The following is a 16,445-nucleotide window of genomic DNA, read 5'->3' on the forward strand; positions in this document are numbered from 1 at the left end:
CGAAGACACCAAACGCGACTTCGAGAACGTGCGACAGATCGTCACCGACAAACATCACAGCGCCCCAGGAAGCGATCGAGTACCAATGGGACGAAGGGCGAACGTTCTTCGCGGCCGCGGTCACGGGATACAACAACTTGGACGGCGATGTAGGGCCAGAAGCAGACCGCCCGTGCGAAGGAACCTGTCACTGAGACGGAGTCTCGGGGCTTCAGTGACGAGTCCCTGCCTGTGGTTGCGGCCTGCCTAGGGCAGGTTCTAAGCGTCCTGTTCGATGCGTTCGAAGATGTCGATGTCGGTGGCTTGCTGCCAGCCGGGGAGGTTGTCCCAGTCCGCGACGTAGGACGGTTTCGGGTCGGGGAAGTGTTTGAAGATTTGGCCGATCCAGCACAAGGCGACGAAGCGGCCCTTCTGGTTTGGAGTGAGCTTGGCGGTGGCGCCGTTCGTGGTGGTAATGAACGCCAGTACTTGGTCGTAGACGGCGGTGGCGGCGTCGCGTTCCCAGTCCGGTGTCTCGTCCCAGGGCGTGATGTAGCCGGGTTTCGGTTCGCCGGGGTAGTGCTTGATGACTCCGGCGATCCAGGCTTCGCGAAATACACGGCCACGGTCGTTGGACATGCTGTCTTCCTCCACTATGCGGCGTGGCCGCTGACGAGGTCGGCGATCTCGGCGTCGAGTCGCTGAATGTTCTGATCGGCGAGCAACGGGGCCAGGTGTGGCCGGAGGTCACGCAGTTTGCGAGCGACCACCCCGGATCCCGTCTGGCGTGCGGTGACTAGGACGGCCTCGGCGTAAGTGATGACCTGGTCGGGATCGGCGCGGTGGACCCCGATCATGGCCAGGTCGGTCAGTACGCCGGCCTTCCGCCGGGTGGTGAGCGTGCCGGTGAGGGCATCGGCCAGGGCTTCTTCGGCCAGGTCGAGACGGCCGAGCGCGACATAGCAGGTGCCGCGTTCCTCGGCTAGGCGGGAACCGTCGAAGCGGAGCCAGCCGCCGTTGTGCACGGGCCCGTTCAGGTGCTGGACTCCTGCCGCTGTGTCGAGCGCACGCTGGCAGGCGTCGAGGTCGCCGAGGCCCGCGAAGGTTTCCGCTTGGACAGCGGCCACCCAGTGCCGGGTCGACAAGTCGGTGTCACCCCGGGACGCCAGAGTGGCGGCCAGATCGAGCAGCAGGGCAGCGTCGACGAACTTGCGTTCGTAGAGAGCGATGAACGCGTGCCGGGTCAGCGCGCAGGCCCACAGATCCGGCTCTCCGGCTTCCTTACTCGCGTCCGCGGCCAGGGTGTAGCAGTGAGCCGCGTCGGTGTAGCGGTCGCCGTCGAAGTAGATTTCGCCGGCCAACTGGAACAGGTCCGCGGCCATCCGGCAAAGCTGTTGCCGGATCGTGGGTGCCTGCGAGTGGCGCAGGGCGTCGGTGAGCACCTCGAGCTGGGTCCGCACAAGCGGCAGCACCTGGCTCTTGTTCGACGCCAGCCCATACACCCGCCACAGATGATTGGCGAACACAGCGATTTCCTCCGCCCTCGCGGTGTCGAGGGCGCCGCCGCTCACCACCGCGGCGGCCCGGTCGACTTCTCCGGCTGCCGGGGGCAGCGCCAGCAGTGCCCCTGTCACGCTGAACAGGCGCAGCAGGTCGCGACGGTTCATGTCGTCGGCCTCCGCAAGATCGGGTGGAGCTACGGCCACGGTCGCCGGGTACCGCGCCGGAGCCGGTGCCTGCCCTAGCAACGTACCCAGTTCGTGCAGGGTGACGCCGAGCGCCTTCGCGATCAGGGGCCTGCGGAAGGTCTGCGGAGCCACTTCTCCCCGTTCCCACCGGCTGACGGTGGAGGACTCCACCATCACCGCGGCCGCGAAGGTCTCCTGGGTGTAGCCCATCGCCTCCCGCCGTACGGCGAAAGCAGTCCGCCGGTCGCCCATGTAACACCACCCTGCCCCGTTGGTCACCGGTCACGATAGCCAGAAACCTGCCATGCCTGATCACTGTTCAGCCAGCTGTACCCGTTCGGACCACGACCGCAAAAAGGGACGTTTATGCAGGTCAGGCGCTTCGATGCCTGCTTTGTGCGTAGTTGATGCGCAGTGCGCGCTCTGGTACCCGGACGCCATCGAGGGTTGCCTGAGATCAGATAACCCGAACGTCGTCGGCTCCTCTATAAGCCGTCCACGGACGCCTCGCGCAGACCGCGACACACGAGGAGAACCCTGTGACAGCCCTTGAGCCATCAGCAGGCAAGCCGTGTTAGCCGCAATATGCGGTCGGTGCGGAACCGGGCGTTCACCGCCCGCGAGAATGCCGGGAACCAACGCGAGAAGGGCCGAACGTGTCGCACCCAATCATGATGCTTGATCACTACGGATGGCTGCGTGACGATGACGGGCGCGCTCGGCGCGTGCTCCGATCGGCAGGTTCGGTGTGGTCGGTGACCTGCACACCGGCGCCAACCGGCGGGCATCTGGTCGACACAATCCGGCTCTCCGGCGACACTGACGTCGCGCCTGTTGTCGACACGGTCGACCCGCGGACTCTGGTGGGCGATGCCGCGGTGTGCGATCCGTTGCGATCCGACGGCCCGGTCGCTCGCGTACGGACCTCGGATGTGTGGGAAGCCCTCGGCCTGGCGGTGACCCGGCAGGTGATCAAGGCCGGGACCGCGCGCGAGAACTACCGCCGATTCTGCGAAGCCTACGGCGAGCGGTACGACACCGCAGCCGGTCCGGCGTGGTTATTCCCCTCACCCGAGACCGTGCTCGCCCTATCCGACGACGAGTTCGACGTGCTACGGATGAAGTTCTTCCGCGGCGGCCTGCGCTCGGCCGCCGAGGCGAGCCTCAAGGCGGCCGAGGACTGGGCGGGCATGACGGGCGAGCAGCTCGTCGGCGCGATGCAGGGCGTCCGTCGGATCGGCCCGTGGACGGCCGGGGCCACGGTCGCCGACGTCACCAACGACTACAGCCTCTATCCGTTCGCTGACCTCGCGGTGCGCACCTGGGCGGGCAAGCTCGCCCCTTCGGTCGACTGGCCGAAACCCGAACCTGAGTTCGGGCGGTTGTGGCAAGCGATGGCCGGCGCGCAGTTGTCCGAGTGGACGCTGCTCACCCTCGCTTGGGGAGTTCGACATGCAACCGGAGTTGCCCTCTGACCTGATCGCCGGCGCCGACCTCCGCCGGGAGATCGATCTCCTGTTCGTCAACGCGCCGCTGCGCGACTACGACGAGCGCCCGCGGGTGAACGACTTCACGCTCCCGGTGCTCGGCATGGCCTACATCGCCACCTACGCGGCCGCGCAAGGGTTCAACGTCGGCGTGCTCGACGCCGAGGCGCACGGGCTCGGCGTCGAGCAGACCACCCGACTGGTGAACGCGTCCGTGCCGCGGTGGGCCGGGTTCAACCTGCTGGCCCCTACGTACGAGATCAGCGCCCGGATCGCCGAGCGGCTCGACCGCGACATCATGGTCATGCTTGGCGGCCACCAGGCGAAAGCCATGCCGGCCGAGATCCTGTGCGACCAGCGGATGAGCCAGTGCGAAGCCCTGGTGATCGGCGAAGGCGAGACGCGAGTCGCCGCGCTGCTCGACGACCACAAGCGGCGGACCGAGCTGCCCGGGGTGATGTGGCTCGACCCGATCATGCGTAAGCCGGTCACAGGCGGAATCGGCCTCAAAAACGAGCACTACCTGACGCCGGACATCAACGCGTTGCCGTTCGTCAACCGCGGCTACCTCATCCAAGACCCACACCGCGACAACGGCCGCCTTGAGGCCAACATGGTCGGCGCCCGCGGCTGCCCCTACGACTGCTCGTTCTGCGGCGCCGCAGTCTCGGCGAACCCGGACATCACCATCCGCACCCGCGAGCCGCACAACATCCTCACCGAGATGGACCAGCTCCGCGGGACCGGCGTGAACGCCTTCCGGTTCGTCGACGACCTGTTCCTCGGCGTCCCCCGCGTCATCACAACGATGATGAACGCGTTCACCGCGGACCACGTCGGCGACTGGGCGAAGTGGGACGCCACCGGCCGAATCAACGTGCTGTACCGCACGAGCGACGCCATGCTCGACACCCTCGCCGAGAACGGCCTGCGCGAGGTCGCACTCGGCGTCGAGTCCGGCAACGCGCGGATGCTCGCCCGGATCGACAAGCGCATCACCCCGGACATGGCACGCACGGTGGTGCGCCGCCTCACCGAGCGCGGGATCAACGTCAAGGGCTATTTCATCCTGGGCTTTCCGACCGAGACCTGTGCCGAGATCGACGACACCGTGCGGCTCGTGCACGACCTGTGGGACATCACCGACCCCTTACCGGGCCGGTTCCGGGCCTCGGCGTTCGAGTACCGCCCGTACCCCGGTACGCCTGACTGGGGCGAGCTGATGAAGACGGGCAAGTACACGGCCGAGCAACTGCTCAACTACACCGCCGTTGACCTCACCTCCGACGGCGTCGACGAGTCGATGCGCGAGCGCGACGAGTTCAATTTCTCCGTCAACATCCAGTTGAGCGAGGCACCCATCGACTACATCCGGCGCAACCTCGTCACGGTCTCCCGCGCGCAGTACGACCGCAGGGCGGCCGCGTGACCCCCACTCACCGCGGAGTGTTCGTCACCCTCGACGGACCCGCCGGCGTCGGCAAGACCACGACAACCCGCCTGCTGCGCAAATTCCTCGCCCAACGCGGATACCGGGTGCACGCCACGACCGAACCGTCGCACGGCGCGCTCGGCGAGACCGCCCGGCACAACACCGAGATTTACCGCGGGTACACGCTGGCGTGTTTGGTCGCCGCAGACCGGTATCACCACCTCGAGACCGAAGTACGTCCATACCTCGAGAGCGGGCATATCGTCGTGTGCGACCGCTACGTCGCCTCGTCCTTCGTGCTGCAACGCATGGACGAAGTCCCGTTGCCGTTCATCGAAGCGATCAACGCAGCGGCCGACCGACCCGACCTCTCCATCATCTTGCAAGCGCCGCCCGCCGTGACCGCGAAACGAGTAGCCGCCCGAGGCGCGCACGACCGGTTCCACAGCGGCGAGGACAGCAGCCGACAGGAAAGCAAGCTCTACGAAGAAGCAGCCCGACGGCTGACATGGTGGCGACACCCGATCGTCGCGGTAGACACCAGCGAAGCTTCCCCAGTCGACATCGCGACCTACCTCACCGGCCGAATCGCCGACCTCATAGACGGTCCCACCCAGGAAGCGGCCACGGCGTAGCCTGCCTGCGAGCCCGCCAGCGCGGGCGGGCTCGCAGGTTCGACACCGCTACCTCGTGAGGATCTCGCCGGATGTTCGACGGCCAACACACCATCATCGACGTGCACATCCTGCTCATCCGCGACGACCAGCTACTCCTCACACAGCGACGCGGCACCTACGGCGACGGAATGTGGCACCTTCCCTCCGGCAAACTCGACGCCAACGAATCCCTTCCAGCCGGTGCAGCACGGGAGGCCACCGAAGAAGTCGGAGTGACCATCGACCCCGCCGATCTACGCCACGCCTGCACCGTGCACGTCACTGGCTCCGGCCCCGTACCGAGGCTCGGCGTGTTCTTCGAAACCCGCCGGTGGTCCGGGGAGCCGCACAACCGCGAGCCCGACAAGTGCTCGGCCGTCAAGTGGTTCCCGCTCGACAACCTGCCCGACGACGTCATCCCGTACCCGCTCGCCGGCATCCGCGCCTACCTCGACGGCGTCCCGTTCGGCCTGCTCGGCTGGGCAGACCAGCCGCAGCCCGCACTGGCCTGAACAGCCCGTGCTCGATCCCATCAAAACAGGATTCGAGCACCGCCTCGGCAGAAGACCCAGGACGGATTCGACCTGCAGTTCGGGGTGAACCACCTCGGGCACTTCGCGCTCACCGGACTCCTGCTCGAGGCGATGCTGCGCTCGCCCGACTCCCGAGTGGTGACCGTCAGCAGCTTCGGGCACCCGCACCGGCACGTCGAGCTGCACCGCTCAGCCTCGATCCAAACCCAGAGCCGTAATCCAGACGGTGGCACCCGAGGCGGAAAGGACGTCGTCCCTGAGGCGGGACCGATCTGCCCTTGGAGTGGACTTCCGCGCCGGTCGCGGCCTTGGCAAAATGAGCCGGTGACCGACACCGCCGCCTCCGAGATGAATGCTCCGCGTTCACAGTTGAGCAGCATCATCGCTGGACGCCCGCACGCCGTCGGCAGTTTCCGGTTCTACTTCGCCGACCAGACATGGGAATGGTCCGACGAAGTCGCCAGGCTTCACGGCTACGCGCCGGGAACTATCCAGCCCACCACCGAGTTACTACTGTCGCACAAACACCCCGAGGGCCGCGACACGGTCGCTGGGACCCTGGCCGCAACGGTCAACGAAGGCGCCGTGTTCTGCAGCCGTCACCGCATCATCGACACCACCGGCCTCGAACACCACGTGCTGGTCGTCGGCGACCGGCTCTACGACGACACCGGCTCCACCATCGGCACCACCGGCTACTACATCGACCTAAACTCGGACGACCACCGCCGACAGATCCTGAACGAAACACTTCCCGAACTCCTCGAAGCCCGCGCCGCCATCGAACAGGCCAAAGGCGCGCTCATGCTCGTCTACGGCATCAACGCCGAGCAGGCCTTCCACGTCCTGCAGTGGAGATCCCAGGAGACCAACACCAAACTGCGGGTACTCGCCGAGAAACTCGCCGCCGCCCTCAGCACCCTCGGCGGCGGCCCCGCCGACCAGCGCACCCGGTTCGACCACCTCCTGCTGACCATCCACCACCCCGACCCGCCCACCGCCTAGGCCACCGGGCGCGCCCACGGTCCGAGACCCACTACGCAACCGGGCCTCCGCTCGCCGGCCGTACCTTGTCGCTCGCGGCACCGCGATGATCAGGGTCGCGCAGCTGACGGAGATACCACGTCGCCGAGGCGCCGTCATCGCGTTGCGAGTTACGACCTCACCGGTCCACTGCGGAGCGCTCGGCGGCAACTTGGGGTATGGATTCAGAGATCTCACCGAACTCGGTGTCACGCTGCAGGCGTATGGCCTCCCGAGCCGCGTTCCGCGAACCGGAGGTCGGCGCCAGACGAGTAGGGAGCGCCGGCGGAGACCCGGATCCTTACTGGGCTCGTCCTTGGGAAATTACCTGTGTCCCGCCGGACACAGGGTAAACCGGCGGGACCAGAGCGCTGCTGTTCTCTGAACAACACCCTGTGCCATGAGTGCCACCCCCTGGGGTGCTTAAACAGAGCGCGGGGCTTCGGGTGCTCAGCCGGGGATGTTGCGGGGGCATGACCGCAGGTGTTGCGCTCGCCGATCTGGCCGTCCTGATTCCGGATGAAGTGCTCGACCTTACGTTCCCGCGCCATGTCACGGCCCTTCTCTGTGGCCTCGGCCTTGATGTCATGGACACTGGCCGCGCACGTGCTGCTCTCGACCTTGTTCTTCCACCGGCCGACCTCGAAGTAGTCGCGCCGTCACCATGCACCGCTGCACTCCTCCGCATCAACACCGACGCGCCAGCGAGTACCGGTCCCATAGCTGTACGAACGTCGTCCGATCGGTCTCTCGCCGGAATGGCGCAGGCGGGTGCGTACTCATGGCGCTGCCCTCTAGTCCCGCCTCGTGTAACTGACCGCCGGGCGTACCTCCCCACCCTGCTCGCGGTCGCGTGTCTGACGGTGCGGGACGTCGCTCGCTACACCACCTGAACGTGCGGTTTCCCACCCTCGGAAATACGGGTAGATCTCCAGGAATCCCAGGGTGGGATTACCTGGTCGCGGCGCGACCCTCCCCTAGATCACGCCGCCTGGCCACTGTGGCCGGTTCCCGGCGTACGCACGCACGCCGGGAACCGGCCACTTCCATCCCGCCCGTCTCCACGCCGACACCGCCTTCGTCAGCGTCACCCAACCGAGAGTCTGCGTGGACAGCACCAGAACTCCCCAGCGCAGCGACGCCGGAAGCGTGGACAACGCCCTTGCCCCGCCCCGCCTCACCCACGGGTCAATGACGTAGAAGACGAGCGCTCTGTCACCGACCCATCGGCAAGGTCGCGTTCTCCTGCAGCTACCGCTACAGCCGTGCCGACGACACGACACCGGCCAGATCCAGTCCCGCACCGACTCCGCCGGCACCGCCGTGAACACCTGCGACGGACTCGACGGGCTCACCAAAGCCGGCACCCGCGGGTACGCCTGCAACCTGCGTCGATACCTATGGCTGACGGACAGGGCCGAGGATGCCAAAGCGGGACCCGAGTGCGCGAGCCGCGTCCAGGCAGACGTCTTCGCGGTCGCACGGCCCGACCAGCTGCACGCCGAGTGGCTGACCGTCGTCGACACCGGTGGGCCCCGCGACCACCGAGACGCCGACGCAGGTGGTCGCCGTACACAGCCGCATGCCGAACACGACGCGCAGGCCCTGCTCCGAGTCGAACGGGTCGGCATCGAACGGGCGCCAGGTGCAGACCGGGCCGACGAGCACCGGATACCGTTCGGCGAAAGCGTCTCATTCGCGCATCTCCTCGGTGAGCAACGGCCGGAATCGACGGCCGTCCACGTAGTGGACGCCGTGTTCGGCGGCCCAGGCCGCGGCGGGCGGGGATCGTGCCGGGGTGTCGGCCGTGAGGTTGATCAGTGTGCGGCCCATCAGCGTCTTCGGCGATCGGCTCCAGGATCGCGTCCGACGCGTCGTAGTCGAGCACACAGACGATCACGAGTGGACTGGCAGCGGCCGCCTTGGCAGGAGATTCGGCCAGGACGGCCCCGTCGGCAACGAGCGCGTCCGCCTTGGCCGCCGTGCGGTTCCACACCGTCGTGGGGTGGCCGGACTTCACGAATGCGGCCGCGAGGGCCGCCCCCATCGGGCCGAGACCGATAACGGTGACGGGAGTCTTCTCAGCGATCATGTCGTTTCCTTTCCTTCGTTTGGTGATTCCACTGATCTGGCGGTTGGCGCGTGATCAGCGGGCGAGGAAGTCGAGGATGTTCTTGTTGGCTTCCTCGGGTTTCTCCGAGAGCCTGGCGGCGCGGACGTCGGCATACCCGAAACTGGTGACTGCGTAGACGGTCTCGGTGGACTACCGCTTCGTATCGCTGCTCGGGCGCCGGCGGCGGACAATCCGGGCAGCCAGGCGGGCGTGCGGAAACCTGATACCCGCGTCGCCCGGTCCGGTGATCGCGCATAGTCGCGGGGTGCGGGTCTCGGTCCGGCTGTGCCCGCGTCCGCGGGCCTGGTCGAGGACAGGGATCGTCTTCTAGGGCAGGTCGGCGTGCTGGGCGTGCAGCGTGGGCCGGTTGCCCTTGACGATGTAGGGCTCGCCCGCTGCCAACGGGACGAGTTCGCGATCCTGACACCAGACGAAGAAGATCCGCAGGTCTGACTCCGAATGCGCCCGAAAGAAACCGGTGTAGCGACCGAGGTAAGCGAGGGCCGCTGGATTGACTCTCGTCGCTTCCACCACGTCAGCACGCCCGCCATTCGGCAAGCCAGGACCTTCCCTCGACGTCGCCAGGATCGGCTCGCATGGCAGATCTGGAACATGTTCTCGCCGTGGGCAAATCGGTCCGTGAGACTCACGAATGTCCCATCCGAGACTGCTAACCCGCCCAAGGAAACGCTGTACCGAGGTCGTCAGGTTTCCTTTTGTGCGATGCCGGCGAGGATGACGGATTCACTGGGATCGTTGAATTGGATGGTGATGTCGTGACTGGTGGCTTCTTCGGGGTGCCAGAGGGGGGTCCAGGTGACGCCGGGTGGGAGGAGAGTGAAGTTGCCGAAGAGGTCGGTGACTTCCTGGTGGGTACGCCAGATCGCGGGGCTGCTGAGGTTGTCGTAGAGGGCTTTGAGGTCGGCGAGCAATTTGGCTTGGGTGGCGGGGACGTTGTGGTTGGTGGCATGGGAGATAGCCAGGTAGGAATTCGGGGGGAGGAGTTCGCGGTAGCGGGCGACGACGCTCGCGCCGATGTCATCGCTGTCGGTGTCGGGTTGCGCTGGGGGTTGCTGAAAATGCAGGACGGCGATGAGTAGCAGCGCGACGGGTTGATCGAGGTCGAGGATGCCGGTATCGGCGATGGCGTCCCAAAGCCGGTCTGTATCGCGCATGTCGGCGTGGATGGCAGTGTGCCGGTTTTCGTCGCCGTGTTCATGCAGGATACTGCGGGAGTGGGCGACGGCGACGGGCTCGTAGTCGACGTAGACTACCCGAGCTTGCTCGGGGGCGAGGCGATCGGCGACTTCATGGGTATGGCCCATGGTGGGCAGGCCGGACCCGATGTCGATGAATTGGCGTATGCCAGCTTTGACGAGGTGTCGTACGGCGCGGTGCAGGAACATGCGGTTGGCGAGGGCGATGGACTTGACCATGGGATAGTCGGCGATCAGCCTGTCGGCGAACTGCCGGTCGATTTCCCAGTTGCTGGTGCCGCCGAGGGCGTAGTCGTAGATTCGCGCCGGGCTCGGGTGTGTGAGATCGACCCCGGGCGGGGGGAACTGTTCCTCATTCGGCTCGGACACGGAGTGTGTCTCCTTCCAGGTCGTGGTGTCGAAGATGCGTCGGGTAGCTGTTCGGATCAGGTCTGGTGCGGTGGGCGTGTGCACCCGGCCGCGGCCTGGCGGAGTAGGGCGATCGATTTCTCGGGGGTGAGGGCACTGTTGTGCATGGCTTGCCAGGCGTCGAGATGGTGGGGGACTTCTTTCTTGTCGTGGGTGGTGAGGCCGTTGATCGATTCGTTGTAGGCGAAGTCCTGGTCGCTGTCGTCGAACTGGAGCACATGGAAGTCGAGTTCGGCGTACAGTGGTCCGTCGTCGAACGGGACGATCTGGATGGTGACCGACGGGTGTCGTTCGGCCAGGTCGATCATGTGGCGGAGTTGCTCGAGTGCGACCGCCATCCCGCCGATCTTGCGTGCTCCGCGGAGCCGCTCGACCGCGCTCTCGCTGATGATGAAGTGGTAGTCGCGGTCGGGGTGCCGTTCGAACAGTTGGGTGCGGATCTGCCGTTCGTGGACAGCGTCGTCCACGTCGTCGCGTCCGCTCGCCAGGAACTGGTCGAGCATGTAGCTTTCGCACTGCAGCAGCCCCGAGATCCGCTCACCGGTCCAGCTGTAGATCGCCTTCGCCTCCCCTTCCGCGGTGAGGATGTCGCGGAACCAGCCGGGTGTGGCGGCGAGCCGGAATTCCGCTCGTACCCGCCTCGCCTCGGCGGCTTCGTTGAGCGCCTGCATTTTCTCGGCGTCCGCTGAGGTGACCTCGAGTGTGGCGATGATCTTTTTCAGTTCCGCCGGCCGGATCTGCAGGGTGGCGCGTTCGATCTTGCTGACGTTCGGTTGTGAGTAGCCGATAGCGTCCCCGAGGTCCTGCTGGGTCAGTCCCCGCGCACGCCTCGCGGCGGCGATCATGCGACCGAGTTCACGCTGTTGGGTCGCGACTGAGGGCGGTGGAGCGAAACGAGCCACGAGAGTGTGTCGTCCAATCGGCGGTGAAGTACTCCTCAATTGTAGGACACGGCGCGGCCTAATTCGCCTGAGTGTGGCACGTCAATTGAGGTCATCAGCCGTGTGGGGTTGATGAAACCACGTGAGCACCAGCCGCGGGTTACTCCCTGTGGTTGCGCCGGAACTGCCCCGCGTTGGCCGCTTCGAGGAAGCGCTCCCATTCCTCGTCGTCAAAGACCAGGACCGGGGAGTCGGGATTCTTACTGTCGCGAACGCCCACTAAGCCTCGATTCCCTAAGTTGACCTCCACGCAGGAGCCGGAGTTGGGCCCGCAGAGGTGCGGGCGCTGCCACCCCTGATCAGCGAAGGTCCCGTCGACGCCGCCAGGTTCGTAAAACCTCATCACTGCCCCCTCGTCAAGTACCTTTGAAATGTTGGACTATTCTAGTTCCAGCGTCGGACTTGAATATTCCGAGCGCAAGGGCATGGAGGGCAATCGGCTGGTTGCATGGCAGACATTCACCCGAATGGCTCGCGTATCGAGCAGATGCTCGTGCTAACTCACGAGCGCAGTCACCCAAGCCTTTGTGGGCGCCAGCCAACCGTTCGCCGAATACAGGGCGGGAATGCGGCGGTTCTGTCCCAAACTGACCGATATCGTGGCCCGCGAATCTCTGGCCGTGCCGATGACTGGCGGGATCCGTCCGTTACGTGACCACCGCCGGAAACACGTAGCCTCTCAGCTCACTGCGCGGTCCCAGCAAGGTGAGGTGTCCATCCCGCTGCTCGATGCGGAGGTGCAGCGCCGACCGGACACGGTCCGGCGGTTACTGCTGGAGGCTGGTATCCAACTTCCCGGTGCGACGCGGCACCCGGGAGCATGTGTGGAGGCGCAGGATATCGACGTGCGCGAACGGGTGACGCCTCGATGCCGGGCCGGCGACGGTGTCGAGCTGCTCGTCGACGAGGTCGGGATATCCCGGTGCACTGCTCGCCGCGTCCTAACTCAGGAAGGGTGGGGTATCGGAATTGATCCCGTCTGTTCCACTGAGCACTGGCCGGGCAGTGCAGCTGCTCCTATGGCACGATTCGCTCCTCGTTGCTGAATGCGCAGGTGATCCTCCGGCAATGTGGCAAGCGGCCGACGGGATCGTGCTGGGAGGTAGGGCCGGTTCCGCGGCGGCATACAGGTGCGGAACCGGCCCCATCCTTCACCTGGTCAGCTCTTCCGGTCCGTTTCCGAGGTTCGGCCGTCGCGTCGGCGACCCAGTAAAACAGCCAGCAGGACACTGACGATCGTAGTGGGCACCGCGCCGATGCCGGCGAGGACACTTCGTGCACTCAGGACGACTCCGGCGAGCAGGAGCGTGAGTAGCACGCTGGCCAGCAACAATGTCCGCAACGTCCTGGCCGAGCTGTCCACGATGTCCCCGATCAGCTCGATCACCGAGGGCACCGGTCGACGATGCGCACCCCGCGCCCGTCGTGGCCCCAGGGACGCCACGATGGGCGACTGCCGGCAAAACGCCGGACCGTCACCGGTGAAGATGATCGTGACCCGCGTCGGATCCGGGCCCGGTCGGGTGGTCTTCAGCGGCCGTGCCGGGTCTCCGTCCCTCTCGCCTGGCTTAGACGGCGGGACAGCCTCTAACATCGGCATGTTGTCAATTCCTTCGTTCACTAGCTGTTGGGCTGGCAACACAGGCGCGACTCCCTTGTCGGAGGGGGTCGCGCCGTTCTATATCGAGAGGAAGCGAATCGGCACCAGAATCAGCTCGAGCTGCCTCTGGCGACATGATGACACCTCCTGATCTTTTGATTCATACGGAGCAAGATCATTTATAGAACCGATTTTGCGCAATGCGCAAAGGTGCGCGACGACCACACTAGATACAGTCTCCGGACATGAATATGGTTCATAACTCGTTCGAGTGAACGTCGCATGAAAAGCTACTTTTAGTTGCGATCAGGCCTCCAGGTTCACGGTATAGGCAACTCGAGCGGGTCTTGATGGCACCGTTGTCGCGATCATGGATTGAGGACGGGATGCGCAGGAGTGGTTCTGCACGTGCATCTACCCATGCAGACTAGTTTCCAGGAGGGCACAGTGTGTACGTGCGAGACGAACCGTGAATATTCCAAGGTATGTCGGAGCCACCGGAGATCGCCGCGGCCGTCCCCACGTGCGGCGCCTCCACGGCCGCCGCCGGTGCCGCGACGCCACCGAAGCTCGCGGCCACGGCCACGAAGACGACCGGGTACGTCATCCGGCTCCGGAAGCTCCTGTCCGACGTGCTGGCCTGGCTGCGCAAGATGCAGGCCAAACTCGCCGGCAGCAAGATGGGCAAGTTCCTGACCGACGGCAACCGGGCAACCGACCGGTTCGCCGACCGGATGACGAACACCGAGTCAGGCAAGGGTTACGTCGACGCGCTGATGGGCGGGAAGGGCATGCTGGGCAAGCGGCTCGACACACCTCGTCCGGTATTCAACGCGACGAAGGACGCCGTGGACGTCGACGCGACCCTGCGCGGCGAGATGCTCAGGGACGTGGGCAAAGCGGCGAAAGACGGCGTCGTCAAGGGCCTGACCGGTTCGACGACCGGGGACTGACAGGACAAGCGCGGCCGGGCGATCCTCGACGCCGGCGGCAAGGTGATCGGGCTACGCCAAGGACGGCAAGAAGGCCGCGGACCACGGTGACCGAGGCCAGGTGCAGTCCGATCAAGAGACCAAGAACGACCTGGATTTCTGAACGGCGACGGAAGGTGTTCGGGATGGTCTCGGCGCTCGATGCCGATTCGCCGACAGCGACGGTGATCGGCGCGATCCTCATGCTCGTGGTCGGGGCCGGGCTCCTCGCCGTTGTGCTGATCGTCGCGTCCAAAGTGAGCGGACGGCGGGAGCGCTGGCACTGGATGGCGGGCTTCGCTACGGAGATGTCCGGCACCAGCCGGGCGGGGACAGCACACAGCGGGCATTCCATTCGGTCCAGCTGCGGATGCCGGAGTCGGCCCCACTGTTCGTGTCCGCCCACGGCGCGTTCCCGACCCGCGTCATGCGGGAGTTCGAGCAGGTGAAGACGTTCGACCGGGACTTCGACAGGGCAGTGAAGGTCCGCGCGGCCGACCGCGAGCGGGCCGCGGAGCTGCTCACCCAGGACGTGCGCGACTGGCTGCGAACGGAAACACGCCTCGCCCAGTGGCCCATATATCTGGAGCGGGCGACCCTTCGCACCGGCGGGCATCGGCCGCTGACCCGGGAGACACTCCTTGCAGAGGCCGACTTCCTGATCGACGTCTCCGGCCGGTTGCCCGCCGATCGCCTTTAACAGGCTCAACACGAACCAGGGGCGACTCCGGAAGCGGGAGGTAGGTGTCGTATTCCCAGGCTGTCCCCACGTTGGTCAGAGCCTGGTCGAACTCGCTGAACGACCGCAGGTGGTTTTGGATTGCACTGCGCTCACGAATCTGATCACGCTACGGAGCATCCCCGACGGGAACCTGACCATAGGTTTCTTGTAGTCACCAGGCAGCGTGGTCCCCAGGTGCCGCTCGACGACGCCCCAGTCAACGTCATGAGTTGCGGCCGCGCCCCCCAAACAAGTGCGCCGATAGCATTCACCGCAAGCGGGCCAGTCACAGACATTCCAAGCTCCTTCACCGTCTCCGACACCGATCGTTAAGGACCACCCATCAGGGCGTAGGTCAGATAGCAGTCAACGGAGGCCTCGACGATGACCGTTGTCACTGTCTCTCCCGGCGGTAGGGCTCCAGCTGTGAAGACTGAGCGCGCAGGCCCGAACAGGGTGAACACGTCATCGACCTTCGCTAGCTCTGTACCGCTGTTGCCACGCGCACGGTCGAGCGCGGTCTGAGTGACGCAGTACGGTTTTACTCGCTGTTCAGGAGTTCGCTCGTCTTCGCACCATCGCGCGCCTGCGCAGGTCACATCGCTGCGATAGTCCCTGCCGTTGTAGTGAATCCGGTACGGAAGACCTTTCGCTCCCGGCAGGGCGTAACCGAAGTGATTCGCCACCTTCGGGATGAACGCGACTCCACCCAGCGCACCGAGTAGCACCAGCACAGGAACGGACATCATCGCGCCTCGCCGCCGAACCCTGCGTCGACCTGTCGCGCGCCGGTGACCGACATCGCCGGTCCGCGGCATGTCCACAGGTTCCTGCCCCGGCATGATGCCTCCTCCGGCCACGAGACGTTCCTAACCGCCGCGGCCGCAGGGGGCTCGCGCTTACACCCGCTCGGACAGCCGGTGAAGGGCTAGCGGTTGGAAAAGGGGATGTACTCCACGGGCAGGTCCGTGAAGTCCCAACGGAGCAGGTTGTCCTGCCCGGTGTTGGTGAGGATTTCGTAGAGCAGCTGGGTGATCGGGCCAGCGTGTTCACGCCATTGGTCCGCACCCTGGTCGTGGTAGGCGATCCTCCAGAGGTCGGGGTCGCTGGAATCGGTGATCCAGCAGAAGGTTCCGCCTTGACCGTCGGATCCCCACGGCAGCAGGCCCCCGAATTCGGGGTACAGGGTGTAGTCGACTTGGTCGAGGTATTCGAGATCCTCGTCGCCGAGGATCTGGAGGATTTCTTCGAGGGCGCGCTTGTACTTCGTCCAGGCCTTTTCGTTCGCGACTGGGCTGTCGATCTCGATTCGCCTGAACACCCCGCCCGGGAACCGTGCAAGCAGTTCCTTGTAGTCCGCCGGCAACGCGATGCCCAGATTCTGCTCCACGATTTCCCAGGACTTCTCGACAGTGAACTGCCGCTGCCAGCCCAGCAGGACGGCGATCTCATCGACGCGGGACGAAATTTCGGAGTGGCTCATCGACTTTCCGGGGTTGGTCGAAGTAGCTAGGGTGGCTGGCGACGGTCAACATCGAGTTGGTCGCGTTTCCTCTAATGTGTCCTGGATTTCAGCGGAGCAGACGAAGCCGTTGGAGCTGCCGCAGCTTTGCGGTCAGCTGCACCATGGAAGCCAGCATCCGCCGCTGATTGCCGCGTCGCAGCGGCCGAACTAG

Annotated in this window: 19 protein-coding genes and 2 pseudogenes; 8 read left to right on the plus strand and 13 right to left on the minus strand. The window is 65.4% G+C overall.

The window, feature by feature from the left end; translation table 11 throughout:
• Positions 1 to 258 precede the first annotated feature (258 nt).
• Positions 259 to 618 carry a hypothetical protein gene (locus ACIHAO_RS19340; RefSeq protein ID WP_396559612.1) on the minus strand — a complete coding sequence of 120 codons (360 nt, stop codon included), beginning with the start codon at positions 616 to 618 and terminating at the stop codon, positions 259 to 261.
• Between the two features lie 14 nt (positions 619 to 632).
• Complete coding sequence (locus tag ACIHAO_RS19345; protein ID WP_396559614.1) at positions 633 to 1,919, minus strand: helix-turn-helix domain-containing protein; 1,287 nt, start codon at positions 1,917 to 1,919, stop codon at positions 633 to 635.
• A gap of 503 nt (positions 1,920 to 2,422) precedes the next feature.
• On the opposite strand from ACIHAO_RS19345, the gene ACIHAO_RS19350 reads away from it, so the two are divergent.
• The 6 genes and pseudogenes from ACIHAO_RS19350 (at position 2,423) to ACIHAO_RS19375 (ending at position 6,780) form a co-directional block, all read left to right on the plus strand.
• Positions 2,423 to 3,142 (plus strand): hypothetical protein, encoded by a 720-nt coding sequence (locus ACIHAO_RS19350; protein WP_396559616.1) that lies wholly within the window; start codon positions 2,423 to 2,425, stop codon positions 3,140 to 3,142.
• The gene (locus tag ACIHAO_RS19355; RefSeq protein WP_396559618.1) at positions 3,120 to 4,583 is read left to right on the plus strand and encodes a B12-binding domain-containing radical SAM protein; all 1,464 of its coding nucleotides are present in this window, start codon (positions 3,120 to 3,122) and stop codon (positions 4,581 to 4,583) included. Before ACIHAO_RS19350 ends, ACIHAO_RS19355 begins: the two co-directional genes overlap by 23 nt.
• A 17-nt stretch (positions 4,584 to 4,600) precedes the next feature.
• The gene (gene tmk, locus ACIHAO_RS19360; protein WP_396559620.1) at positions 4,601 to 5,221 is read left to right on the plus strand and encodes a dTMP kinase; all 621 of its coding nucleotides are present in this window, start codon (positions 4,601 to 4,603) and stop codon (positions 5,219 to 5,221) included.
• A 71-nt stretch (positions 5,222 to 5,292) separates the two neighbouring features.
• On the plus strand, positions 5,293 to 5,754 hold the full coding sequence (locus ACIHAO_RS19365) for an NUDIX domain-containing protein (protein ID WP_396559622.1): 462 nt from the start codon (positions 5,293 to 5,295) through the stop codon (positions 5,752 to 5,754).
• A gap of 39 nt (positions 5,755 to 5,793) precedes the next feature.
• Positions 5,794 to 5,937, plus strand: a pseudogene (locus ACIHAO_RS19370) (short-chain dehydrogenase); the annotation flags it as partial.
• Between the two features lie 162 nt (positions 5,938 to 6,099).
• Positions 6,100 to 6,780, plus strand: a complete 681-nt coding sequence (locus ACIHAO_RS19375; RefSeq protein WP_396559624.1) for a PAS and ANTAR domain-containing protein — start codon at positions 6,100 to 6,102, stop codon at positions 6,778 to 6,780.
• A gap of 227 nt (positions 6,781 to 7,007) precedes the next feature.
• Here ACIHAO_RS19375 and ACIHAO_RS19380 read toward each other — a convergent pair whose 3' ends face one another.
• The 9 genes and pseudogenes from ACIHAO_RS19380 to ACIHAO_RS19420 form a co-directional block, all read right to left on the minus strand.
• Positions 7,008 to 7,382 (minus strand): DUF2188 domain-containing protein, encoded by a 375-nt coding sequence (locus tag ACIHAO_RS19380; RefSeq protein ID WP_396559741.1) that lies wholly within the window; start codon positions 7,380 to 7,382, stop codon positions 7,008 to 7,010.
• An 814-nt stretch (positions 7,383 to 8,196) separates the two neighbouring features.
• Positions 8,197 to 8,466 carry a hypothetical protein gene (locus ACIHAO_RS19385; RefSeq protein WP_396559745.1) on the minus strand — a complete coding sequence of 90 codons (270 nt, stop codon included), beginning with the start codon at positions 8,464 to 8,466 and terminating at the stop codon, positions 8,197 to 8,199.
• A 24-nt stretch (positions 8,467 to 8,490) separates the two neighbouring features.
• Positions 8,491 to 8,631, minus strand: coding sequence for a hypothetical protein (locus tag ACIHAO_RS19390; RefSeq protein ID WP_396559747.1), 141 nt, complete (start codon positions 8,629 to 8,631; stop codon positions 8,491 to 8,493).
• A gap of 28 nt (positions 8,632 to 8,659) precedes the next feature.
• A pseudogene (locus ACIHAO_RS19395) lies at positions 8,660 to 8,890 on the minus strand (NAD(P)-binding domain-containing protein); the annotation flags it as partial.
• Positions 8,891 to 9,238: 348 nt separating this feature from the next.
• Complete coding sequence (locus ACIHAO_RS19400; RefSeq protein WP_396559626.1) at positions 9,239 to 9,442, minus strand: hypothetical protein; 204 nt, start codon at positions 9,440 to 9,442, stop codon at positions 9,239 to 9,241.
• Between the two features lie 173 nt (positions 9,443 to 9,615).
• The gene (locus tag ACIHAO_RS19405; protein ID WP_396559628.1) at positions 9,616 to 10,497 is read right to left on the minus strand and encodes an SAM-dependent methyltransferase; all 882 of its coding nucleotides are present in this window, start codon (positions 10,495 to 10,497) and stop codon (positions 9,616 to 9,618) included.
• Between the two features lie 56 nt (positions 10,498 to 10,553).
• Positions 10,554 to 11,381, minus strand: a complete 828-nt coding sequence (locus ACIHAO_RS19410; protein ID WP_396559630.1) for a helix-turn-helix transcriptional regulator — start codon at positions 11,379 to 11,381, stop codon at positions 10,554 to 10,556.
• Positions 11,382 to 11,577: 196 nt separating this feature from the next.
• Positions 11,578 to 11,823, minus strand: a complete 246-nt coding sequence (locus ACIHAO_RS19415) for a DUF397 domain-containing protein (protein WP_396559632.1) — start codon at positions 11,821 to 11,823, stop codon at positions 11,578 to 11,580.
• 813 nt (positions 11,824 to 12,636) lie between these two features.
• Entirely contained in the window at positions 12,637 to 12,873 is a 237-nt protein-coding gene (locus tag ACIHAO_RS19420; protein ID WP_396559634.1) for a hypothetical protein, read from the minus strand.
• A gap of 689 nt (positions 12,874 to 13,562) precedes the next feature.
• Here ACIHAO_RS19420 and ACIHAO_RS19425 point away from each other — a divergent pair.
• Together ACIHAO_RS19425 and ACIHAO_RS19430 are read left to right on the plus strand one after the other, a co-directional pair.
• Positions 13,563 to 14,030: a hypothetical protein gene (locus ACIHAO_RS19425; protein WP_396559636.1), complete on the plus strand. Its 468-nt coding sequence runs from the start codon at positions 13,563 to 13,565 to the stop codon at positions 14,028 to 14,030.
• 388 nt (positions 14,031 to 14,418) lie between these two features.
• Positions 14,419 to 14,748, plus strand: coding sequence for a hypothetical protein (locus ACIHAO_RS19430; RefSeq protein ID WP_396559638.1), 330 nt, complete (start codon positions 14,419 to 14,421; stop codon positions 14,746 to 14,748).
• Positions 14,749 to 15,098: 350 nt separating this feature from the next.
• Here ACIHAO_RS19430 and ACIHAO_RS19435 read toward each other — a convergent pair whose 3' ends face one another.
• Positions 15,099 to 15,611: a hypothetical protein gene (locus ACIHAO_RS19435; RefSeq protein ID WP_396559640.1), complete on the minus strand. Its 513-nt coding sequence runs from the start codon at positions 15,609 to 15,611 to the stop codon at positions 15,099 to 15,101.
• A gap of 86 nt (positions 15,612 to 15,697) precedes the next feature.
• Entirely contained in the window at positions 15,698 to 16,252 is a 555-nt protein-coding gene (locus ACIHAO_RS19440; protein ID WP_396559642.1) for an SMI1/KNR4 family protein, read from the minus strand.
• Between the last annotated feature and the right edge of the window lie 193 nt (positions 16,253 to 16,445).

This window comes from Amycolatopsis sp. NPDC052450 (genome assembly GCF_044547565.1).
Classification (GTDB): Bacteria; Actinomycetota; Actinomycetes; order Mycobacteriales; family Pseudonocardiaceae; genus Amycolatopsis.